Genomic DNA, 18,137 nt, shown 5'->3' with positions numbered 1-18,137 from the left:
CGCAAATTAGTTGACAAAGTGAACAATATAGTTACCTTCGTCAACCAGTTTGGCGTAAAGCTGACGACTTGTTGACCGTGCCAATCTGTCAAGGGAACGAGTGGCGGCACAGGGTCTTTTTCGCGGAGGAGAAACATGATGTTACAGCGGTACAAAGCGGCCTGCCTTCTTGGCGGGGCTATGATTGCAATAATGACTGTGCCCACGTTTGCGGCAGATGCAACCTTGACTGTAGCTGGTTTTGGCGGAAATCTGCAAACAGATCTCCGCAAGACCATATGGCAGCCGGCGGCAGATTTGGCCGGCATTGAACTGCGTGAAGAGACCCATGACGGTCTTGCCGCAGTTCGTGTTCAGGTGCAATCGGGTTCGCCTACCTGGGATGTCGTGCATCTGGGCGCGGATGAGTGCGCTGTCGGTGGCAAGGAAGGCCTGTTTGAAAAACTCGACTATAAGGTGATCGACACCAACGGCTTCGACACGCTCTCATATGGCGAAAACTGGATTGCGACCAACACCTATTCGGTCGTGCTTGCCTGGCGCACGGACGTCTACAAGGACAAGAAGCCGAAAAGTTGGAAGGATCTCTGGGACGTCAAGAATTTCCCCGGCCGCCGTGCGCTTAGCACCTATCCGCAGGAAATGATGGAAATCGCCCTTTTGGCCGACGGTGTCGAGAAGGATAAGCTCTATCCTCTCGACACCAAGCGCGCGCTCGCCTCTTTGGACAAAATCAAGAAGGACGTTGCCGTCTGGTGGTCGTCAGGCGCTCAATCGGCGCAATTGATCAAGGACAAGGAGGTCGACATGATGGCGATCTGGGGCAGCCGTGTCGCCAACGTCATCAAGGACGGTGCTCCGGTCGAGTTCACCTATCAGGACGCCATTCTCGGTTACGGATGCCTGGCGGTTCTGAAGGGATCGCAGAATGCCGAAGCGGCACAGAAATTTATTGCCGGCGTCGTCTCGCCTGAAGTACAGGCACGCATTCCTGAAATGATGCCCTACTACGGGCCGCCGAACACTCGTGCCTTCGAGGTGAAAAAATTCACGCACGAGGTTCTGGCAAAGTCGAATATGTCGCCCGAGAACGTCAAGAAGCAGATCTTCCTGAACGCCAATTGGTGGCGCGATAATAACGCCCTCGTGCGCGAGGATTATAGTCTGCTGATGTCGAACTGACGTCGATCGCAATCGGAGAACGGCAACAATGGCATCAGGTGCAGTCTCGATCCGCAAGATCTACAAGGTCTACGGGAACTATACGGCGCTGGACGGGATATCGCTTGATATCGCCGCAGGTGAGTTCCTGACACTTCTTGGCCCTTCCGGCTCGGGGAAAACGACGCTTCTGAACGTTATTGCCGGCTTCGAGCGACCAGACAGTGGTAGCCTTCTGGTCGACAATGCGGAATTCATCACCAAGCCACCGCATAAACGCGATCTCGGTATGGTGTTTCAAAGTTATGCGCTGTTTCCGCATATGGACGTCTTCGCCAACGTCGCCTATCCGCTGAAATTACGAAAGGTCGATGTTGCGACCATCAAGTCGAAAGTTAAAACGGCTTTAGAAACCGTGCATATGACCCATCTTGCCAGTCGTCGGATAAACGAATTGTCCGGTGGGCAGCGCCAGCGTGTGGCTCTCGCCCGCGCCATTGTCTTCGAGCCTCGTCTGCTCCTAATGGACGAGCCGCTTTCGGCGCTGGACAAAAACCTGCGCGAACATATGCAGATCGAGCTGAAACGCTTGCATCGCACGCTCGGCATGACGACTGTTTATGTCACGCACGACCAGCAAGAAGCCTTGACAATGTCGGACCGTATTGCGGTCCTCGACCGCGGCCGGATAATGCAACTCGACACGCCGAAAGCTATTTATGATACGCCGAATTGCAAGTTCGTCGCAGGCTTCATGGGCGATACACGCTTCGTGCCGATCGAAAAGAATGGATCGGATTTCACACTGGGCGGTCGGCCGCTCAAGCTTGGAGCGACGCCACCGAAAGCAGCCGACGATATCTATCTTATGGTGCGCCCCGAACGCCTGCGCTGGCACGGCTTCGTCGAACGGGACAACCGTATCGAAGGCCAGGTCATCGATGTCACCTATCTCGGCGATAGCCACATGGTATCGCTCCAGCTTCCCCAATGCACGGAAATCTCGATCCGCCATACGGGTGCGGAGAACATGCCGCTGCCCAGACCTGGCGACAGGCTGGCGCTCTGGATGACGCCGGAATCCAGTGTGATTGTCGAAGGAGCACGGCCATGACCATGGCGGATGCGAATTTGTCCGTTGCACAACTCAATACGGATGTGCTGCAACAGTCTCGACGCAGGACCGGGCTTGCGTTTATCGGCCTGTCATTGCCGGCCTTCGTGCTCGTCATGCTGGTGTTGATCGTTCCATTTTCCTGGCTGGCGTGGATGTCGTTTTATGATGCATCCGGCGCGCTTTCTGCAGAAAATTACGGGCGGCTGCTACGTCCAGCCTATATCGACAGCTTTTTGACAACCTTCAAGGTCGCCTCAATCGTCACGATTATCTGCGTTATTCTTGGCTACCCCGTTGCCTATCTCCTTAGCCAGCTTCCGGAGAAAGCGGCACAGGTATTGATGATCTTCATCATTCTGCCATTCTGGACATCAGTTCTGGTGCGTACCTATGCATGGCTCGTGCTCCTGCAGCGGGAGGGGCTAATCAATACCTCACTTATCAATCTCGGGCTGATTTCCGAACCGTTGCCACTCGTCAACAATCTCACCGGCACGGTCATCGGCATGGTGCACATCATGCTACCCTTCCTCATTCTGCCGCTCTACGCGTCAATGAAGACGATTGATCCGATATTACTTCGGGCCGCGTCTAACTGCGGCGCGTCGCCGGCTCAGGCCTTTCGGCAGGTGTTTCTGCCCCTGTCCCTGCCGGGCGTTGCAACCGGCGTGGCGCTGATCTTCGTGCTCTGCCTTGGCTTTTACCTGACGCCGGCACTGCTCGGCGGCGGGCGGGTAGCAATGTGGTCAACCCAGATCGCCGACATGATCGCAAAGTTCGCAAACTGGGGGGCGGCCAGCGCGCTGAGCGTCGTTCTGCTCATCGTTACCGGCACGATCCTGTGGGTCGTCAACGCGCTGTTCAGGGCGGCGAGCGTTAACAAGGGAGGCGTCTGATGCTAAAATCTCCGGCCACTTCCACTCAGATAACCCATGGCGACCGGCTCTGGCTCTATGTTTTCGTCGGCATCATCCTGGCCTTCCTAATCATTCCATGCCTGATCGTCATTCCGATGTCCTTTTCGGATTCCCAATATCTCGAATTTCCTCCGCGAGAGCTTAGCCTGCGCTGGTACGATGCCTTTTTCTCTTCGCCGGAATGGCGCCAGTCGGCCGTGGTTTCCTTCAAGATTGCAGGCGCGACAACGGTGCTTGCGACGATACTCGGAACGCTTGCGAGTTATGGCCTTTTCAAATCAGCCAATCTATTCAATATCGTGATCCGCAGCGTGCTGATCCTGCCGATGATGGTGCCATTGATCTTCGTGGCCATAGGCGTATTTTTCGTTTTTGCCAAGCTCGGCATGAACAATACGCTGACCGGCCTGATCCTGGCCCACACGACGCTGGCCATCCCCTTCGTCATGATTGCCGTGACAAATGGCCTGAAGGGTTTTGATCTCAATCAGGAGCGTGCGGCCCGCAGTCTCGGGGCTTCCCCGGCTCGCGCCTTCTTCACGGTCACTGTGCCGCAAATCAGGATCTCGATCTTCTCGGGCATGCTGTTTGCCTTCATCACCTCGTTTGACGAAGTCATTGTTTCGCTGTTTGTGTCCAGCGGCGCTAATTCGACGCTGACTAAGCGCATGTTCGCCAATATTCGCGACCAGGTCGATCCGACGGTCGCCGCCATCTCGTCCATGCTAGTCGTCGCCTCGATCGTCATTCTCATCGGTATGCAATTCGTCAAGAAATCGAAAATGAGAACCGCGGACTAAGTGCTACGGGCTCATCGCTATAGGCCGGAAGGTCGTTCTTAGGAGGAAACCATGCTTCAGAACTCGCTTCGCGCGCGCGATATCGCCGTGCAGATTCATCCGCAGACCAATCTGGTCCTGCACGAAAAGGTCGGCCCGACAATCATGGCGCGTGGCGAGGGCGCCTATGTTTATGACGACGACGGCAAGCAATATATTGAAGGCATGTCCGGGCTATGGTGTGCGGCGCTCGGCATGAGCGAGAAACGTCTTGTCGAAGCGGCGACACGTCAGCTCAACACGCTTCCTTATTATCAGAACTTTGCCCATCGTGCGACAGAACCGGGCATCGAACTGTCGGATCGCCTGCTCCGGCTGTCGCCTGTGCCGATGTCCAAAGTTCTCTTCCAGAGTTCCGGTTCGGAAGCGAACGACACGACCGTCAAACTCATCTGGTATTATTTCCATTCCCAGGGCCGCTCGGAAAAGAAAAAGATTATCGCGCGCAAGCGAGCCTATCACGGTACTTCGATTGCCTCTGCCAGCATTACCGGTCTGCCGCATCTGCATCGCGACTGGAACCTCCCGCTCGAAGGATTCCTGCATGTGACATGCCCGCATTTTTACCGCGACGGTCTGCCGGAAGAAACGGAGGAAGAGTTCGCAACACGCCTTGCCGAGGAACTGGACGCAGTGATCGTGGCCGAAGGCCCGGACACAGTGGCGGCGTTTTTCGCGGAGCCCGCCATGGGTACCGGTGGCGTCGTACTGCCACCGAAAACCTATTTCGAGAAAATCCAGAAGGTTCTGAAGAAGCACGACGTTCTTCTGGTTGCCGACGAGGTGATCACCGGGTTCGGTCGCACCGGCAACTGGTGGGGGACGCAGACCTACGACATGCAGCCCGATATCATCACTTGCGCCAAGGCACTGACATCAGCCTATATGCCACTGTCGGCGATCCTCCTGTCGGAGCGAATCTATGAAGGCATGAGAGCGCAAAGCGAAAAGATCGGCGTCTTCGGCCACGGCTATACCTATGGTGCCCATCCGGTCGCCTGCGCTGTTGGTGTGGAAACCCTGCGCATCTATGAGGAAGACGGCATCATTGATGACGTGAAGCGGTTGGGCGCGTACATGGGCAAGCTGATGCATCCGCTGATCGACCATCCGCTGGTTGGCGAAGTGCGCGGTGTTGGTCTGATGTGGGGAGTTGAACTCGTGCGCAACAAGAAGACGCGCGAAGCTTTTGCACCGGACCTGCAGTTCGGAATCGGCGTTCAGAACCACGCATTCGAAAATGGTCTCGTCTGTCGCTCGCTGGGCACAGCTATTGCCTTCGCGCCGCCTCTGATCTCCACAATAGAACAGATTGATCAAATTGCGGATCGTTTCAAACGGGCTCTGGACAACGCGCTTGATGATTACACCCGCTCGGGCGGGAAACTGGACTGAATCTGATAAAGGGAGGACAAATATGCTTGCCATTTGTGACAACCGTCAGTTATTGCACAGACCTTTGACGAGATTAGCCGGTGGACGACTTGCACAAAATCCTGAACAGCCAGAGCGCATCGACTTGTTGAAACAAGGGCTGGCAGCAATCGGCGTTCAGCCCGTTTCTCCAACGGATCACGGGCTCGCAAAAATCGCTGCTATCCATGATGACGACTATTTGGATTTTTTGCGAAATGGGTTTGCCGAATGGAAAAGCTCTCCAGCTAATGGACCAGAGATGCGTGCGAGCGTGCATCCAACAGTTCAGATGAATCGCAAACCCGTCGATATTCTGGGTCGGGCCGGATACTACCAGGCAGATGCTAGTTGCGTGCTACTCGACGGTAGCTGGGAGGCATTGTATGCTAGCGCCAACACAGCCATTGATGCCATGGTGCGCGTGCTTGAGGGAGAGGAAAAGGCTTACGCGCTTTGCCGACCGCCCGGCCATCACGCATACGCAGATAAAGCTGGCGGCTTCTGTTATCTCAATAACACTGCCATTGCCGCTGAACTGGCTGCACGACGCGGTTTACGCGTCGCAATCATTGATGTCGACGTGCATCACGGGAATGGCACGCAATCAATTTTTTACGAGCGATCGGATGTTCTGACGTTGTCAGTGCATGGCGATCCTGCTCACCTCTATCCCTATTATGCAGGTTATGAGGATGAGGGCGGAAAGGGGCAGGGAATCGGGTTTAACCGAAATTTTCCGGTGCCTTTGCACAGCGACAGTGAAACATATCTTGCTGCGGTTGACGCGGCCTGTGCCGCAGCTCAAAGCTTCTCGCCCGACGTGCTAATCGTCGCGCTCGGGCTTGACGCTGCTTCTTCTGATCCCTTTGCTTGCATGAACGTTGATGATGACGGTTTTAAACGTATGGGGGAACAGTTGGGAGGCTTGTCAGCAAAGACATTGGTAGTACAAGAGGGAGGTTATCCATCGCCAAGTTTGCCGCTGTTGCTACAAAGCTTTTTAACTGGGCTGGCAGCCTGACCAAAACGAAGCTGCTATCCCGCAGAAACATTGAAAAGGCGACAGAGGTAATTTTGAAGCCCACTTCCGCTCGAGAGCGTCGGGAGGCCATCCAGTCGAAGGTGATTGAATGCGAATACTGTATTTCAGCAACTCCTGAAACCGCGGCAGTACCGGTGAGTGAGCATTGATGAGGTCACTGGCTAAAACCAATTGGATGCCGCTGGAGTTGTTAGGTTTCTCGGTTAATCTTGGTCAGATCGATTTCAGCGAGACAAATAAAGGGGCAATGTTGTTCCGGTTTATTCCTGACGAAGGGCATAATAACCGAAGTGGCTTTATTCATGGCGGTGTTATCATGACATTTGCTGATATTGCGGCGGCCAAGATTCTTCGCACAACCGATCCAACGTTTAGGTATACAAATGTGCAGACTGATATTCAGTTTCTGAATACCGCTACCACAGATAAATCGTTAATCTGCAAATGCACGTTGCAAAAACGTGGTCGTAGCCTGGCTTTCGTAAGTCTGGATTTTAATTCAGATGGAGTTTTAGTCGCCTCAGCTAAGAGTATATGGCGCGTTTACGCTTCAGTACCGAAGTAGCTTGAAACGAAATAAAACTGCTCTGCACGGACGAGGAGATGTTGTTTCAGGCTATCAAGATTCTGACTGGCAACCAGATCCGCACATGACCGCTTTGCGCTCTATTGCCGTCATCTCGCCCCCAATTGCTTCAGACTGAAAGCTGACATTAGCGAAGCAACTTCAGTCCTGTGAGCATCGCGACACCTAGCGAGGAAGAAAGAGCCAAAATAGTGAGGCTCCAGCTCGCACCAAAATTCGCTATACCGGAAGCCATCGCGAATGGCGCAGTGGCCGAAATGATTAGTCTGGCTGACATGATCTTGCCTTGCATGGCACCGTAGCCGTCACTGCCGAATAGTGACAGCGGCAACGTTCCAGAGACAATACTGAATAGACCGTTTCCGAAACCAAAAAGACAGGCAAACATCATCGCCGCAATGATGGATGGAGCTTCGAATAGCAGAACAATGAGGGCTAGCCCCATCAAGGAGGCAGAGATTACTGCCAGACTGATCGGAGCGAGGTTTTTGCCACCAAGCATGTTGATCAGGCGGCTGGCTACCTGAGAAGGTCCGAAAATCGCTCCAATAAATGCTGCAGAACCTGCAAGACCGAGCGCACCCAGCATCGGCACCATATGGACCAGAATGGCCGCTGCGACGAGAGCCTGAGTCGAGAATGCCACGAGAATAAGTACGAAACCTTTGCGCCGTTGATGGGCAGGCAGATCACCTGAAAAGGCGGCTGTGACTGTTCCATTCGTTGATCGTTTCCGACCACTCTTTGCAATAGAACGCGCGAGCAAAAGGTGTACCGGCACGCAGAGAAACAAATGGAGGCAAGCGAACAGCAAATAGGTCTGTTGCCAGGTGAGCCAATGTTGAAGGGTTGTTGTAATGGGCCAGAACATTGTCGAGGCAAAGCCTGCAATCAGTGTCAGATAGGTGATGCTACGCTGGGCAACATTTGGCGCTAATTGCACCAATAATGCAAAGGCTGCTCCATATTGGACGAGGTTGGCGGCGATTTCGATGATCGTCAGCGCGCCTGCAAACGTTAAAGCATTTGGAGAAAACGAACACAGTATGAGAGAGATGGCGGCCAGTATCGAGCCTATCGTCATCATGCGACCAGCACCGTAACGATCAATCCATTTGCCTAACCAGGGAGCCAGAAAGCCCCCGGCTAGCAGGGCAACCGACAGTGCTCCGAAAATCCATTCGTTGGAAACGGCGAAGTCCCGCGCCATGGACGGCGCGAGAATACTGAAGGAATAATATAAAGTGCCGTAACCGATGTTCTGGGTCAGTCCGAGACCGGCAATGGCCGCAATGGGAAGCCGTTCAGCGTTCATATCGATTTTAACGAAACACGCTTTTCGAGTTTGGCAGCTTCTTCCTTGCGCTCGCTATAACGGTCTGTGAGATGATCCGAGATGCCACGCGTCAGAAGTGTAAACTTCATCAGTTCTTCCATCACATCGACCACGCGATCATAGAACGATGAAGGCTTCATCCGTCCAGCGTCGTCAAATTCCTGCCATGCCTTTGCGACGGATGACTGGTTTGGAATGGTGATCATTCGCATCCAGCGCCCAAGAATGCGCATCTGATTGACGGCGTTGAAGCTCTGCGATCCGCCTGAAACCTGCATCAATGCCAAAGTTCGGCTCTGCGTCGGACGAATTGCACCACCCGGCAATGGAATCCAGTCGATCTGCGATTTCATGACAGCGCTCATGGCTCCATGACGTTCTGGACTGGTCCAGACTTGCCCTTCTGACCAAAGCATTGCCTCACGCAATTCCTGAACCTTCGGATGCTCTGCCGAACCGTCGTCTGGCAAGGGAAGACCATTGGCATGAAAGATACGCGTTTCAGCGCCCATCGCATCGAGAAGGCGCTGCGCTTCCAGCGTTAGAAACCGACTATAGGAACGATCACGGAGTGAGCCATAGAGCAGAAGGATACGAGGCTTATGTTTTGGAAAGTGGGCGCGTAATGTATCCAGGTCAGGCAATGCGAAGGAGTTCTGATCGAGGTTCGGCAGGTCCATGTCAGCGCGATTTCTTTGATAGGTGATGACTTCTCCGTCCTCTTTGGTGAATGACGACACCGGGTTTTCCAAAATGTCGAGAACCAGTTCTGACGGACGGCACAGTTTGGTGCCAAGTGGCGTTTCCACGATTGGACGATTGATCAGGATAGGATGCGCCATCATGAAGTCGACCAGTTCATCATCGGTCCATTTGGGATCGGACAATCCCAGCTCGGCATATGGTGTGCCTTTCTCACGAAGGAGCTGACGGGGTGTCATCGCCATTGCTTGAAGCAGTTCGACCAGTCGTTCTCGTGACGGCGGATTTTGCACATACTCAATGATGACAGGCTCTTCGCCGCTGGCACGGATCAAGGCCAATGTGTTGCGAGACGTGCCACAGTTCGGATTGTGATAGATCGTAACTGGCATCAGGGTTTTCCTGTTTCGGTGACTGGCTTTTGATTGGCACCGCGTTCGTACCAGCCCTTGGAGCGGTTCACGATCCAGACAACGGAGAGCATGACAGGCACTTCAACAAGAACGCCAACAACTGTTGCAAGTGCTGCGCCAGATGAGAAGCCGAAAAGGCTGATTGCGGCTGCTACTGCCAGTTCGAAGAAGTTGGATGCGCCAATCAAAGCCGAGGGACCGGCCACGCAATGTTGCTCGCCTGAAATGCGATTCAACAGATAGGCGAGGCCAGAGTTGAAGTAGACCTGAATGAGGATCGGGACGGCCAACATCGCTATGATCATGGGCTGTGCGATGATCTGCTCTCCCTGAAACCCGAATAGCAGAACAAGTGTCGCCAAAAGCGCAATCAGGGACAGCGGCTGTAGCGTTCTGAGCATTGCATCGAAAGCTCGTTGTCCACCGCTGGCGAGAATGCTTCTACGCAGGATTTGCGCGATAATCCCCGGAATGACGATATAGAGGACAACCGACAATACGAGCGTATCCCACGGGACAGTAATTGCCGACAGCCCGAGCAGTAGCCCCACGATTGGTGCAAATGCCACAACCATGATCGCGTCATTCAAGGCGACCTGGGACAGCGTGAAATGCGGCTCGCCCTTGGTCAGGTTGGACCAGACGAACACCATTGCCGTGCAAGGGGCGGCCGCCAGAATAATCAACCCGGCAATGTAGGAATCGATCTGGTCTGCAGGCAGATAAGGACGAAACAGCCAGCCGATAAATAGCCAACCGAGAAGTGCCATAGAGAATGGTTTGACGGCCCAATTGATAAAGAGCGTGACGCCAATGCCACGCCAGTGCTCAGTGACCTGTCTCAATGCGTTGAAATCGATCTTCAGCAACATGGGGATGATCATAAGCCAGATGAGAATAGCAACCGGAATATTGACCCTGGCGACTTCAGCAGATCCGATTGCATGGAATACTGTCGGAAAGAAGTGCCCCAGAGCTACGCCAGCGACAATGCAAAGAGCCACCCAGACAGTCAGATATCGTTCGAATATGGACATCAGTTATTCTCCACATTCCAGGTTGCCTTGCTCAAAATTGAACGCACGACGTTACCCGTGCTCAAGCTGAGCACGCTATAAACCCTAGCTGTCATTGTATCAGTCCGTTTGGTGGAAGGCCGAATTCGTCGGTCTCGTGTTATTGTGTAGTCGCTTTCGGTTCGCAACAGGGTGTTAGGCTTTGTATGAGAGGTTCGCAGAGTTCAGCACTACCGCCGCAACAGTCTTTGATCATGAAAAGGGTCAGTTCGCGAAAACGGTCGAGGTCGGCGCGATAGATAATCGAACGGCTCTGACGTTCACCTTTTATAAGTCCAGCGCGAGATAATGTCGCCAGATGTGCAGACATCGTATTCTGCGGTACATCCAGCATGCGCGCCAGTTCACCAGCAGGAATACCCGTAGGTTCGTGTCGCACCAACCGACGGAATGTATCCAGTCGTGTCGGTTGGGCCAGAGCAGCGAAAGCTGTTATTGCTTCTTCATTTTCCATATATCCAGAATAATGGATATAAAGAGACTGTCAATAGGCAAAGCTGTTTTGAAACGTTGTCGCCAGTTCGTAAAATTGTCCGGCTGTCCAGCCCTAAGCCGCCCAGAGGCGTATTGCGCAGGAGTTGGGGAAGTCACAACGATAGTTGGTACAGCAGTATTCACACATTGGCAGCATTATTGATATGGATAGCCGTGGATCGCTGTTGAGAACCGCAGCTTATATGACCAAGGAAGCATTTTTGGCGACGCAGCCAGTCTGAGTTAACGGCGATGGAACTGCAGCCATATTTGCTTTCTCCTTACATAAAGCGCATGATGCTCAAAACGGCAGTAAGTGAAACGGGTGCTGTCGTTCAGGTTTCAAATACCTGGCCCGCAACAAAGGAGGACAAAATGTCTTCCATCGCGTTGAATTCCAGAAACATCACTATGATTTCGCGACTTCTAAGGGAGGCTCGTAAAACCGGCGACACACAAGATTTGCGCACTGATGCTGCACGTTATCTGACACGTCGATTTCAGGAGGGAACACGTGACGAAGGTCGACTACAGATCGCCCTGACGCAATTTATCAAGAAACATCGAAGAATGGTAAAGGCCGTCGATCGTTTGGATGACTAAGGCGACACAGTAAAAAGCGAAAAGTAATGGCCCTTTCATTTCCAAACCCCAGCAGAAGTTTCGATGATCTTGAGGTGGGCGTGCGATTTGTCGGCTACGATGGAATGACCTCCGTCCCATTTCTAATCGATAAGCCCGCCCTGGAGAAGAATGGCGTCATTGCAGCGACGGAATCATCGCTTCTTGCCGCCTTCGACGCCTCACGGAAACTGATCTACGATGCTGCTCGCGAGGTCTATTCACAGGCTCGGCAAACTTCCTATCGCATCACCGTGGAGGACATGAAGTAGCTTTTTATGCAATGATTGAGCCGATCTGCCGTCGCAATTCAGCCTCAGTTGCTTTGCTCAAATTTAAAGCGCATGGTGCATGTCTCGACAGCTTTTGAAACGGGCGCTGTCGGTTGCGAGTGCATACTCCAGCCCCAATACAAGGAGGACGAAATGTCTTCCAAAATTATCAAGCCCTACTTTGGACCTACCGACTTTCGAATGATGCGTGAAATACTGCGACGCGCCGGCTATCGGCTTTACGATACCGCAGAAAACCGTGCCGCTCACATATCCGCAGCAAGGCTACTCATTCAGGAATTTCAATCTGGACGCTCACCATCGTGAGCGATGCCGCAGGTTTCTCGGCAACATGCCCGTAATAATGTGGAAGTATCTCCAGCGGTGATTTGAACCATCACTGAATTGGTCCGGTAAAAGAATTAGTTAATTCCTCAAAAACAGGAAGTTTTCAAAATGCCCCGTGGTCAGAAAAGAAGTAACCGAGAAATAAGAAAGCCAAAGAAAGATAAGGTCAAGGAGAAAACTGCGTCAACAGATGTTGTTTCAGGTCGCTTTCCTACTCCTGCCAATGACTTGATCAAAACCAAACGGCATTAGTTATAGCTGTGTCTCCCACTTTGCTTGGTGAGGAGACGCAGCCCCTATCGGGGGTACAATCATGCCAACGTCTACATTTAGTTCAATAGGCAATTTGTATTGCGAAGGAAAGAACCTCGGTTCTGTTGGCTACCGTATTTCCATACTCACGGAAGGCGAGAAGACGTTTACAAAGGGCGTCTTGTGGGCAAGCATGGACATACTCCGGCAGGCCTATCTAGGAGATCTTGTTCAATTATCATCGGAAAAAGGCAATGGTTTGCTGAACGTGGATGTAAAGAACGTCGGAATACATGGAAACTCTGACTTCATTATAGTTGGAAAGCAGACGTTTTAGGACATCGCATACCAGTACTTAATAGACGTAGGAACCGAGCACCCACGCGACCAATCCGATGTCGATGCATATGATGAGAAATGCGATCAGATACACGCTCAATTTACGATCCAAAGATTTTTGGGCTGACATTCTATCCTCGCCAGATTGATCACGTGTCATTGAGACGATACCAGCCCGGTAAGTTCCTCGTGAAACAGGCCTCTCGATCCCCACTCGAAGTCGCCGTATTTAGCCCGACGTCACGAAACGCGGATTATCAGCCATGGGCCAATCTCTATCGGAGCCGCTTTCGAGGAGGCCATCGCAAGACCAAGGATTTTGCAGTGACTTGCGGGGCCGTATAGCCCCCCTCATTCTCCCAGGCTTCCAGTTCTCTTTGATTAGATTGTGATAGCCGTTGGGCGCGAATTGCCAAAAGCATGTCCAGCATCTGCACAGGATTATGGCTTCCGTCGCTGAAAATTTCACAAAGGTGTTTGGCGGCTTCCATGCGAGTCTCTGGCTCTTCGCAACCCTCCAGCGAATATCCGGAACGTTGCAGGAAAGCACGTAGCGAAGGGAAATCTTCTGGGCCAAAGTAGGATAGACGTGAAGCGGAAGACATCGCATGTCCCCTTCATCTTGGGGCAGGAGATTGTTCTCTCCCAACGACAGCGCCCGTTTCAATTGCTGTGCATAATAAACAGTGCGCCTTTTCGAATTAAAGCGCAAGCAGACATGTAATATTTATTTATTTAAAAATAATCGGCTCAGAATTTTTATCAGATAATCATGAGACGGAGAAAATCAACGCGTTGCCTTATACTTTTGCATCTTTTCAATTTCATGAATGAATTTTTCCGCATACTGCGCTGTATTAACGTAGTTCAGTCATTGGAGCCAAGAATATGATGGTGCGTGAATACTGCTTTAAGTCGATCCAGAAATTTGGGTTCGGTCTCGGCTAGATGCCCGATGAGAACCTGAAGTATCTGCTCATGTGCAAGAACCTTTCGTTCTAGAGCTGTGGTGTCATTAGCCATTGCGTTTGCTCCTCGGTAAAGAATGACGTGGCGACCGGGTACGTGAGAAACCGCCGCAAGAACGCCGGAGAATATTCGCAAGCTGCGACCAATCTTTAGATGGAGAAGTCATTTGTTCATGAGCATTTCTGAGATCGCTTCTGCTGGCCGTCGTGTCCTCATCATGCTGTGGACGTACAGAAACAGTTTCCAAATTAATGCTAGGGGTAAGTTGTTTATTCATTATAGCCTCTTCGTTCGGTTTCCCGGCCACATTAAAGCGCCTTGGCGAGTTCGTTGCCGCACGCAGTAGCGAGCGCGGTATTGGGTTGCTGTGCTCCCAACGGTGTCGCCCACCCTGTCTTCTCGATAAAAGTACGGCGGGAGTAAGCTGGTGCGGCCTTAAAGTCAGCCAGTATGTTTACAACGGCCGGATCGTTTTTCGATTTTTCAAGACAGTAAGGCGTTAGAGCGAGTGCTACCCCGTCGGTCATGTTGGATGCAATCAGGCGCTCAGAAGTGCCTTGTGTGACCCACCCACCTACGGAGAACCCGATAGCAATTGCCGCAATGGCACCAACCGATGCGCCGCCGAGTGCGGGCTTTAACCAATCAAACTTGTTCATGATGGTATCCGATCTTCAGTGATCGAACGCACATAATTATGCGTTGGATTTTGATTATAGCACCAATGTAATCAACTTTTGCGAGAATTCTATATAAATTTTAATTTTAAGTTGTCTTGCGGCGCCGAGTTGAATTTTTGTGCTTACATAATTTTTCCGAGCCGAGAAAACTCCCACTGCTAGTGCACCACCTTTTCCAAGCGTGGCCTTACTGGTTGCGAGATTTCACGGGCTTTTGCAGAATACAGTGTGCTCGTTATTGGAACATAGCCACCACCCGTTTGTTGTGCTGAAAATGATAAAGACATTGGGCATATGACAGATCTCACAAAACCATATCATTCGTCGAGACGGTTTGCTGCGGGCGTGAGACTTTGTGATCTCCCGTCGCAAGTTATAGCAGAGGCGTTGAAAGACGGTTTGAGAGTGAGGTTCTCCAACAATAATGGAGACACGTTTTCGGAGCTTTTGGCGCGCCTCGACGCTGCAGGGAAAAAATATCGCGAGTGAGCCGTCGCTTGATTTTCTCGATTCTAAAAATAAAATTTGTTTGCCAATGACATATGACTTCCAGCCTCGCACGTTTTCGCTACGGGGTTCTTTTTACCGCTCCAAGATCACGTTTTAATAAAAAGAAAGTCAAGGCCTTGTAAAAATGCTTCGTTAGCGCTAGATGATACGCATCGAATTTGTTATCGAACGACGTGGCTGAAATTTAAAGCCCTTCTTTTTCTCTCAAATCGTAAAACTCGCAGCGAATTAATTTTCGTTATTATTTAACCGTTCGATTTGAAGGATATTCAATATGACCAACGGAACAGTAAAATTCTTTAATGGCACAAAAGGCTTTGGATTTATTCAACCTGATGATGGCTCTCCGGATGTATTCGTTCATGTTTCGGCTGTTGAGCGTGCAGGTTTGCATGCACTCAATGAAGGCCAGAAAGTAAGCTTCGAACTCGTAGCGGATCGCCGCTCGGGCAAGAAGGCTGCCGATAATCTTCAGGCTATTTGATTGGAGCAATGATATTGTCTCCGGTCTTTGACCACGGATGTACTGGCATTGCTCGTTGAGACAATTGGAAGGTCGGGTCTGCCCGACCTTTTTTATTTGGTCCTTTTTTCTGACCCGAATGTGGATCCAACAGCCGGAAGGACAGTATAAGATGGGCGAGCCTACCAAAGAAACGATCTTCAAGCAGCCTCGCACACGTATGGAAACAAAAAACGCTGTGACCGACAAGACTGCCAAGGGCATTCTGGAAAACGAAAGAGCAGCAGTTAACGCAAAAACCGCCCGGCTCCGAGCTGCACGTTTGGAGCGCGAGCGCACCAAGTTTTCAAAAGAGTAGGATAGAAATTGCAGGTACTCGTTAGAGATAACAATGTCGACCAGGCACTCCGTGTACTGAAAAAGAAATTGCAGCGCGAAGGTGTCTTTCGTGAAATCAGAGAACGTCGCGCTTATGAGAAGCCGTCAGAAAAACGCATCCGCGAGAAAGACGAAGCCATCCGTCGCGCTCGCAAAGATGCAAAAAAGAGAGCGCAACGCGAGGGCCTTTTGCCAAAGCCGAAACGAAAGGCCGCGCCGATGCGGCCACGAAATGCGGCGGCCCCAATTCTTAATGGCCACTGAGTTGCTTTGTTGACTCTCAATTAGCGCGCAATATTAACCCCTTATCGGGGTCCAATCTTCACCCCATTGTAGACGATTAGCGCTTGGCCGGCCCGGCGCTGGCCGGGGTTGCAGAGGGTAGGCCAAGCGCGGGTGATGTGTATCTTCGCTATAGCTTTGAGAGCGGTTTTTGAAGCGCCAGGACTCATTTCCGGTTTCCACGATCTCGCAGTGATGGGTCAGGCGGTCGAGAAGTGCTGTTGTCATCTTGGCGTCACTGAACACCGACGGCCATTCACCGAATGCCAGGTTCGTCGACGATGATCGAGGTACGCTCGTAGAGCCTGCTGATGAGGTGGAACAGGAACTGACCTCCGGCCTGCGCGAACGGCAGATAGCCGAGTTCGCCGAAGATGATAAAGTCGAGGCATGTGAGATAATCGGCTATTCGACCCTGCTTGCCGTTGCGCGGTTCCGTTTCAAGTCGATCGACCAGATCAACGACGTTGAACAAGCGGTCGCGCGCGCTGTTGCGTATGAGTGCCCGAGCAATCGCGATAGCCAGATGGCTCTTGTCCGGTCCCGTGCCGCCGACGAGAGCAACGTTGCGCTGATCGGCAACGAAGGTGCCGGTGGCCAGTTCCCGCACCAGGATTTCATTGACGGGCGTGTCGGCGAAGTCGATGTCTTTTGCCAACGGCAGCTTGGCAATACTGAGCTGGTAGCGAATGGACCGGGCCTGTTTCTCGTCGATCCAATTCGCCGATGTACGGTGCGGTTCTGGCCGCACCGTCCGTTATGGCCGCGCCATGTCTTTCCCACCAGTTTAGTCTCAGCAAAAACCGACGATCATGGAACCCGGTTCATACTTTTGTTGATGCTCTGGTCCGCATTCTACGGGTTGCGGCTTTGCGGGGCACAGGCGAGGCGTTTCCAGGTCCCTCTTGTGGGGAACTTTCGGTAGACGGTTCTTGATCGGCAAAGGTGCGGATGTCGAGATTACTCAGGACACGGCGCAACAAACTGAAGAGCTGAGCCGTTTCGGCTTCGTCAAAATCCGCAGTGATGGCATTCGCATGGCTAGCCGCTGCCGGAGCGAGCTGGTGGTAGATATGTTGTCCACATTGGGTCAGTTCGACCTGGACCACGCGGCTGTCGTGATCAGAAATGCGACGGACAACGAGTCCATCCCTCTCCATCTGATCAATCAGCCGGCTGAGGGCCGATTGTGGAATCAAGGTCAGCTGCACAAGTTCGCCCATATTGCGAGCGCCTTTGTTCATGATGACCATCAACACTCGCCAGCGCTGAACGGTTACGCCGAAGGGGCGCAGTCGCTCCAAAAACTGTTGGTTGAGACCCGCCGTTATCAGATTAAAAAGTGAGGGAAGGAACTCTTCCAGTTCCAGCGTGCGCGATACTGGCCGGGCGGAAATCTTGGAGTCTTTCTCAACCATGGTGCCTTGCCTCACTTCCTACTTTCTATGTCTGTTCGTAGCGAAGCCGTCGTCCGCAACCGATGCATTGCTTCCACCGTCAACAATGGGGCGTCTGTTCCCACAACCAGGGTCTCATGCAAAACGGTCACAATTCCCCGGTCGGGTTTGGAACGCGACAATGTCTTATCTATAACGGTAGCGCGTATTCTCATCGTGTTGCCAGAAAGCAGAGGTTTGTGCCAGCGAATCTTGTCAAGGCCCGGTGAAGGCATGACTGCATCGTCCCAAAGGTGCAGATCGAAAAATATTTTAAAGCTTAGCGATAGGGTATGAAACCCCGATGCGATAACCGATGGAAGTCCCACCGAAAGTGCTGCAGCATCCTCAAGGTGGAACGGATTGGGATCGAAACGCTGAGCGAAGTCCACAATTTCCTCGCGGCTTACGGTATGAGGGCCTGCCTCGAAAATTTGCCCGACAGTGATGTCGTCAAAGAACAATCCCGACATATTTTCCTTTCCGCCGACGAGGCGATCCGCTGGGT

General features: G+C 52.2%; 20 protein-coding genes and 2 pseudogenes. 13 read left to right on the top strand and 9 right to left on the bottom strand.

The window, feature by feature from the left end; translation table 11 throughout:
- Positions 1–192: 192 nt before the first annotated feature.
- The 7 genes from WIX40_RS19870 (at position 193) to WIX40_RS19840 (ending at position 7,057) form a co-directional block, all read left to right on the top strand.
- Positions 193–1,182 (top strand): ABC transporter substrate-binding protein, encoded by a 990-nt coding sequence (locus WIX40_RS19870; protein WP_339441636.1) that lies wholly within the window; start codon positions 193–195, stop codon positions 1,180–1,182.
- A 28-nt stretch (positions 1,183–1,210) separates the two neighbouring features.
- Entirely contained in the window at positions 1,211–2,275 is a 1,065-nt protein-coding gene (locus tag WIX40_RS19865; protein ID WP_339441634.1) for an ABC transporter ATP-binding protein, read from the top strand.
- Positions 2,272–3,174, top strand: a complete 903-nt coding sequence (locus WIX40_RS19860; RefSeq protein ID WP_339441632.1) for an ABC transporter permease — start codon at positions 2,272–2,274, stop codon at positions 3,172–3,174. The genes WIX40_RS19865 and WIX40_RS19860 overlap by 4 nt, the downstream gene beginning before the upstream one ends.
- On the top strand, positions 3,174–3,995 hold the full coding sequence (locus tag WIX40_RS19855) for an ABC transporter permease (protein WP_339441630.1): 822 nt from the start codon (positions 3,174–3,176) through the stop codon (positions 3,993–3,995). The genes WIX40_RS19860 and WIX40_RS19855 overlap by 1 nt, the downstream gene beginning before the upstream one ends.
- Before the next feature lie 51 nt (positions 3,996–4,046).
- Positions 4,047–5,429, top strand: a complete 1,383-nt coding sequence (locus WIX40_RS19850) for an aminotransferase (RefSeq protein WP_339441628.1) — start codon at positions 4,047–4,049, stop codon at positions 5,427–5,429.
- Positions 5,395–6,471, top strand: a complete 1,077-nt coding sequence (locus WIX40_RS19845) for a histone deacetylase family protein (protein ID WP_339442369.1) — start codon at positions 5,395–5,397, stop codon at positions 6,469–6,471. The genes WIX40_RS19850 and WIX40_RS19845 overlap by 35 nt, the downstream gene beginning before the upstream one ends.
- Positions 6,472–6,640: 169 nt before the next feature.
- On the top strand, positions 6,641–7,057 hold the full coding sequence (locus WIX40_RS19840) for a PaaI family thioesterase (RefSeq protein WP_339441626.1): 417 nt from the start codon (positions 6,641–6,643) through the stop codon (positions 7,055–7,057).
- Between the two features lie 148 nt (positions 7,058–7,205).
- Here the strand turns inward: WIX40_RS19840 and arsK are convergent, their stop codons facing one another.
- From arsK to WIX40_RS19815, 5 genes and pseudogenes are all read right to left on the bottom strand, one after another.
- On the bottom strand, positions 7,206–8,393 hold the full coding sequence (gene arsK / locus WIX40_RS19835) for an arsenite efflux MFS transporter ArsK (protein ID WP_339441625.1): 1,188 nt from the start codon (positions 8,391–8,393) through the stop codon (positions 7,206–7,208).
- The gene (gene arsH, locus WIX40_RS19830; protein WP_339442367.1) at positions 8,390–9,094 is read right to left on the bottom strand and encodes an arsenical resistance protein ArsH; all 705 of its coding nucleotides are present in this window, start codon (positions 9,092–9,094) and stop codon (positions 8,390–8,392) included. The genes arsK and arsH overlap by 4 nt, the downstream gene beginning before the upstream one ends.
- An 81-nt stretch (positions 9,095–9,175) precedes the next feature.
- A pseudogene (arsC, locus tag WIX40_RS19825) lies at positions 9,176–9,508 on the bottom strand (arsenate reductase (glutaredoxin)); the annotation flags it as partial.
- The gene (arsB, locus tag WIX40_RS19820; RefSeq protein ID WP_339441624.1) at positions 9,508–10,566 is read right to left on the bottom strand and encodes an ACR3 family arsenite efflux transporter; all 1,059 of its coding nucleotides are present in this window, start codon (positions 10,564–10,566) and stop codon (positions 9,508–9,510) included. The pseudogene arsC and the gene arsB, both read right to left, overlap by 1 nt.
- Before the next feature lie 139 nt (positions 10,567–10,705).
- A complete protein-coding gene (locus WIX40_RS19815; protein ID WP_140026404.1) occupies positions 10,706–11,059 on the bottom strand; it encodes an ArsR/SmtB family transcription factor in 354 nt (117 codons plus the stop codon).
- A 272-nt stretch (positions 11,060–11,331) separates the two neighbouring features.
- On the opposite strand from WIX40_RS19815, the gene WIX40_RS19810 reads away from it, so the two are divergent.
- The 3 genes from WIX40_RS19810 to WIX40_RS19800 all read left to right on the top strand — a co-directional run bounded on the left by WIX40_RS19810 (position 11,332) and on the right by WIX40_RS19800 (position 12,299).
- Positions 11,332–11,682, top strand: a complete 351-nt coding sequence (locus WIX40_RS19810; RefSeq protein WP_339441622.1) for a hypothetical protein — start codon at positions 11,332–11,334, stop codon at positions 11,680–11,682.
- A 26-nt stretch (positions 11,683–11,708) separates the two neighbouring features.
- Positions 11,709–11,972: a DUF1488 family protein gene (locus tag WIX40_RS19805; RefSeq protein WP_122066534.1), complete on the top strand. Its 264-nt coding sequence runs from the start codon at positions 11,709–11,711 to the stop codon at positions 11,970–11,972.
- 153 nt (positions 11,973–12,125) lie between these two features.
- On the top strand, positions 12,126–12,299 hold the full coding sequence (locus tag WIX40_RS19800) for a hypothetical protein (RefSeq protein ID WP_181394330.1): 174 nt from the start codon (positions 12,126–12,128) through the stop codon (positions 12,297–12,299).
- A gap of 1,889 nt (positions 12,300–14,188) precedes the next feature.
- Here the strand turns inward: WIX40_RS19800 and WIX40_RS19795 are convergent.
- A complete protein-coding gene (locus WIX40_RS19795; RefSeq protein ID WP_339441616.1) occupies positions 14,189–14,539 on the bottom strand; it encodes a hypothetical protein in 351 nt (116 codons plus the stop codon).
- Between the two features lie 805 nt (positions 14,540–15,344).
- Here WIX40_RS19795 and WIX40_RS19790 point away from each other — a divergent pair.
- The 3 genes from WIX40_RS19790 (at position 15,345) to rpsU (ending at position 16,175) form a co-directional block, all read left to right on the top strand.
- Entirely contained in the window at positions 15,345–15,554 is a 210-nt protein-coding gene (locus tag WIX40_RS19790) for a cold-shock protein (protein WP_109365776.1), read from the top strand.
- Between the two features lie 151 nt (positions 15,555–15,705).
- Positions 15,706–15,891 (top strand): hypothetical protein, encoded by a 186-nt coding sequence (locus WIX40_RS19785; protein WP_109365777.1) that lies wholly within the window; start codon positions 15,706–15,708, stop codon positions 15,889–15,891.
- An 8-nt stretch (positions 15,892–15,899) separates the two neighbouring features.
- Positions 15,900–16,175 carry a 30S ribosomal protein S21 gene (rpsU, locus tag WIX40_RS19780; RefSeq protein WP_339441613.1) on the top strand — a complete coding sequence of 92 codons (276 nt, stop codon included), beginning with the start codon at positions 15,900–15,902 and terminating at the stop codon, positions 16,173–16,175.
- Between the two features lie 33 nt (positions 16,176–16,208).
- Here the strand turns inward: rpsU and WIX40_RS19775 are convergent.
- From WIX40_RS19775 to WIX40_RS19765, 3 genes and pseudogenes are all read right to left on the bottom strand, one after another.
- Positions 16,209–16,908 (bottom strand): annotated as a pseudogene (locus WIX40_RS19775) (ATP-binding protein); the annotation flags it as partial.
- Between the two features lie 109 nt (positions 16,909–17,017).
- Complete coding sequence (locus WIX40_RS19770; protein ID WP_339441612.1) at positions 17,018–17,611, bottom strand: MarR family winged helix-turn-helix transcriptional regulator; 594 nt, start codon at positions 17,609–17,611, stop codon at positions 17,018–17,020.
- Positions 17,612–17,622: 11 nt separating this feature from the next.
- Entirely contained in the window at positions 17,623–18,102 is a 480-nt protein-coding gene (locus WIX40_RS19765; protein ID WP_339441611.1) for a MaoC/PaaZ C-terminal domain-containing protein, read from the bottom strand.
- Between the last annotated feature and the right edge of the window lie 35 nt (positions 18,103–18,137).

Origin of the sequence: Ochrobactrum teleogrylli (genome assembly GCF_037482325.1) — a bacterium.
Classification (GTDB): domain Bacteria; phylum Pseudomonadota; class Alphaproteobacteria; order Rhizobiales; family Rhizobiaceae; genus Brucella; species Brucella teleogrylli.
This window is presented reverse-complemented; position numbering and strand designations above follow the sequence as displayed.

Bases quoted from the DNA above. Each gene is read 5' to 3' on its own strand.
- WIX40_RS19870 (WP_339441636.1), top strand. From the start codon at position 193: ATGACTGTGCCCACGTTTGCGGCAGATGCAACCTTGACTGTAGCTGGT.
- WIX40_RS19865 (WP_339441634.1), top strand. From the start codon at position 1,211: ATGGCATCAGGTGCAGTCTCGATCCGCAAGATCTACAAGGTCTACGGG.
- WIX40_RS19860 (WP_339441632.1), top strand. From the start codon at position 2,272: ATGACCATGGCGGATGCGAATTTGTCCGTTGCACAACTCAATACGGAT.
- WIX40_RS19855 (WP_339441630.1), top strand. From the start codon at position 3,174: ATGCTAAAATCTCCGGCCACTTCCACTCAGATAACCCATGGCGACCGG.
- WIX40_RS19850 (WP_339441628.1), top strand. From the start codon at position 4,047: ATGCTTCAGAACTCGCTTCGCGCGCGCGATATCGCCGTGCAGATTCAT.
- WIX40_RS19845 (WP_339442369.1), top strand. From the start codon at position 5,395: ATGATTACACCCGCTCGGGCGGGAAACTGGACTGAATCTGATAAAGGG.
- WIX40_RS19840 (WP_339441626.1), top strand. From the start codon at position 6,641: ATGAGGTCACTGGCTAAAACCAATTGGATGCCGCTGGAGTTGTTAGGT.
- arsK (WP_339441625.1), bottom strand. From the start codon at position 8,393: ATGAACGCTGAACGGCTTCCCATTGCGGCCATTGCCGGTCTCGGACTG.
- arsH (WP_339442367.1), bottom strand. From the start codon at position 9,094: ATGGACCTGCCGAACCTCGATCAGAACTCCTTCGCATTGCCTGACCTG.
- arsB (WP_339441624.1), bottom strand. From the start codon at position 10,566: ATGTCCATATTCGAACGATATCTGACTGTCTGGGTGGCTCTTTGCATT.
- WIX40_RS19815 (WP_140026404.1), bottom strand. From the start codon at position 11,059: ATGGAAAATGAAGAAGCAATAACAGCTTTCGCTGCTCTGGCCCAACCG.
- WIX40_RS19810 (WP_339441622.1), top strand. From the start codon at position 11,332: ATGGAACTGCAGCCATATTTGCTTTCTCCTTACATAAAGCGCATGATG.
- WIX40_RS19805 (WP_122066534.1), top strand. From the start codon at position 11,709: ATGGCCCTTTCATTTCCAAACCCCAGCAGAAGTTTCGATGATCTTGAG.
- WIX40_RS19800 (WP_181394330.1), top strand. From the start codon at position 12,126: ATGTCTTCCAAAATTATCAAGCCCTACTTTGGACCTACCGACTTTCGA.
- WIX40_RS19795 (WP_339441616.1), bottom strand. From the start codon at position 14,539: ATGAACAAGTTTGATTGGTTAAAGCCCGCACTCGGCGGCGCATCGGTT.
- WIX40_RS19790 (WP_109365776.1), top strand. From the start codon at position 15,345: ATGACCAACGGAACAGTAAAATTCTTTAATGGCACAAAAGGCTTTGGA.
- WIX40_RS19785 (WP_109365777.1), top strand. From the start codon at position 15,706: ATGGGCGAGCCTACCAAAGAAACGATCTTCAAGCAGCCTCGCACACGT.
- WIX40_RS19770 (WP_339441612.1), bottom strand. From the start codon at position 17,611: ATGGTTGAGAAAGACTCCAAGATTTCCGCCCGGCCAGTATCGCGCACG.
- WIX40_RS19765 (WP_339441611.1), bottom strand. From the start codon at position 18,102: ATGTCGGGATTGTTCTTTGACGACATCACTGTCGGGCAAATTTTCGAG.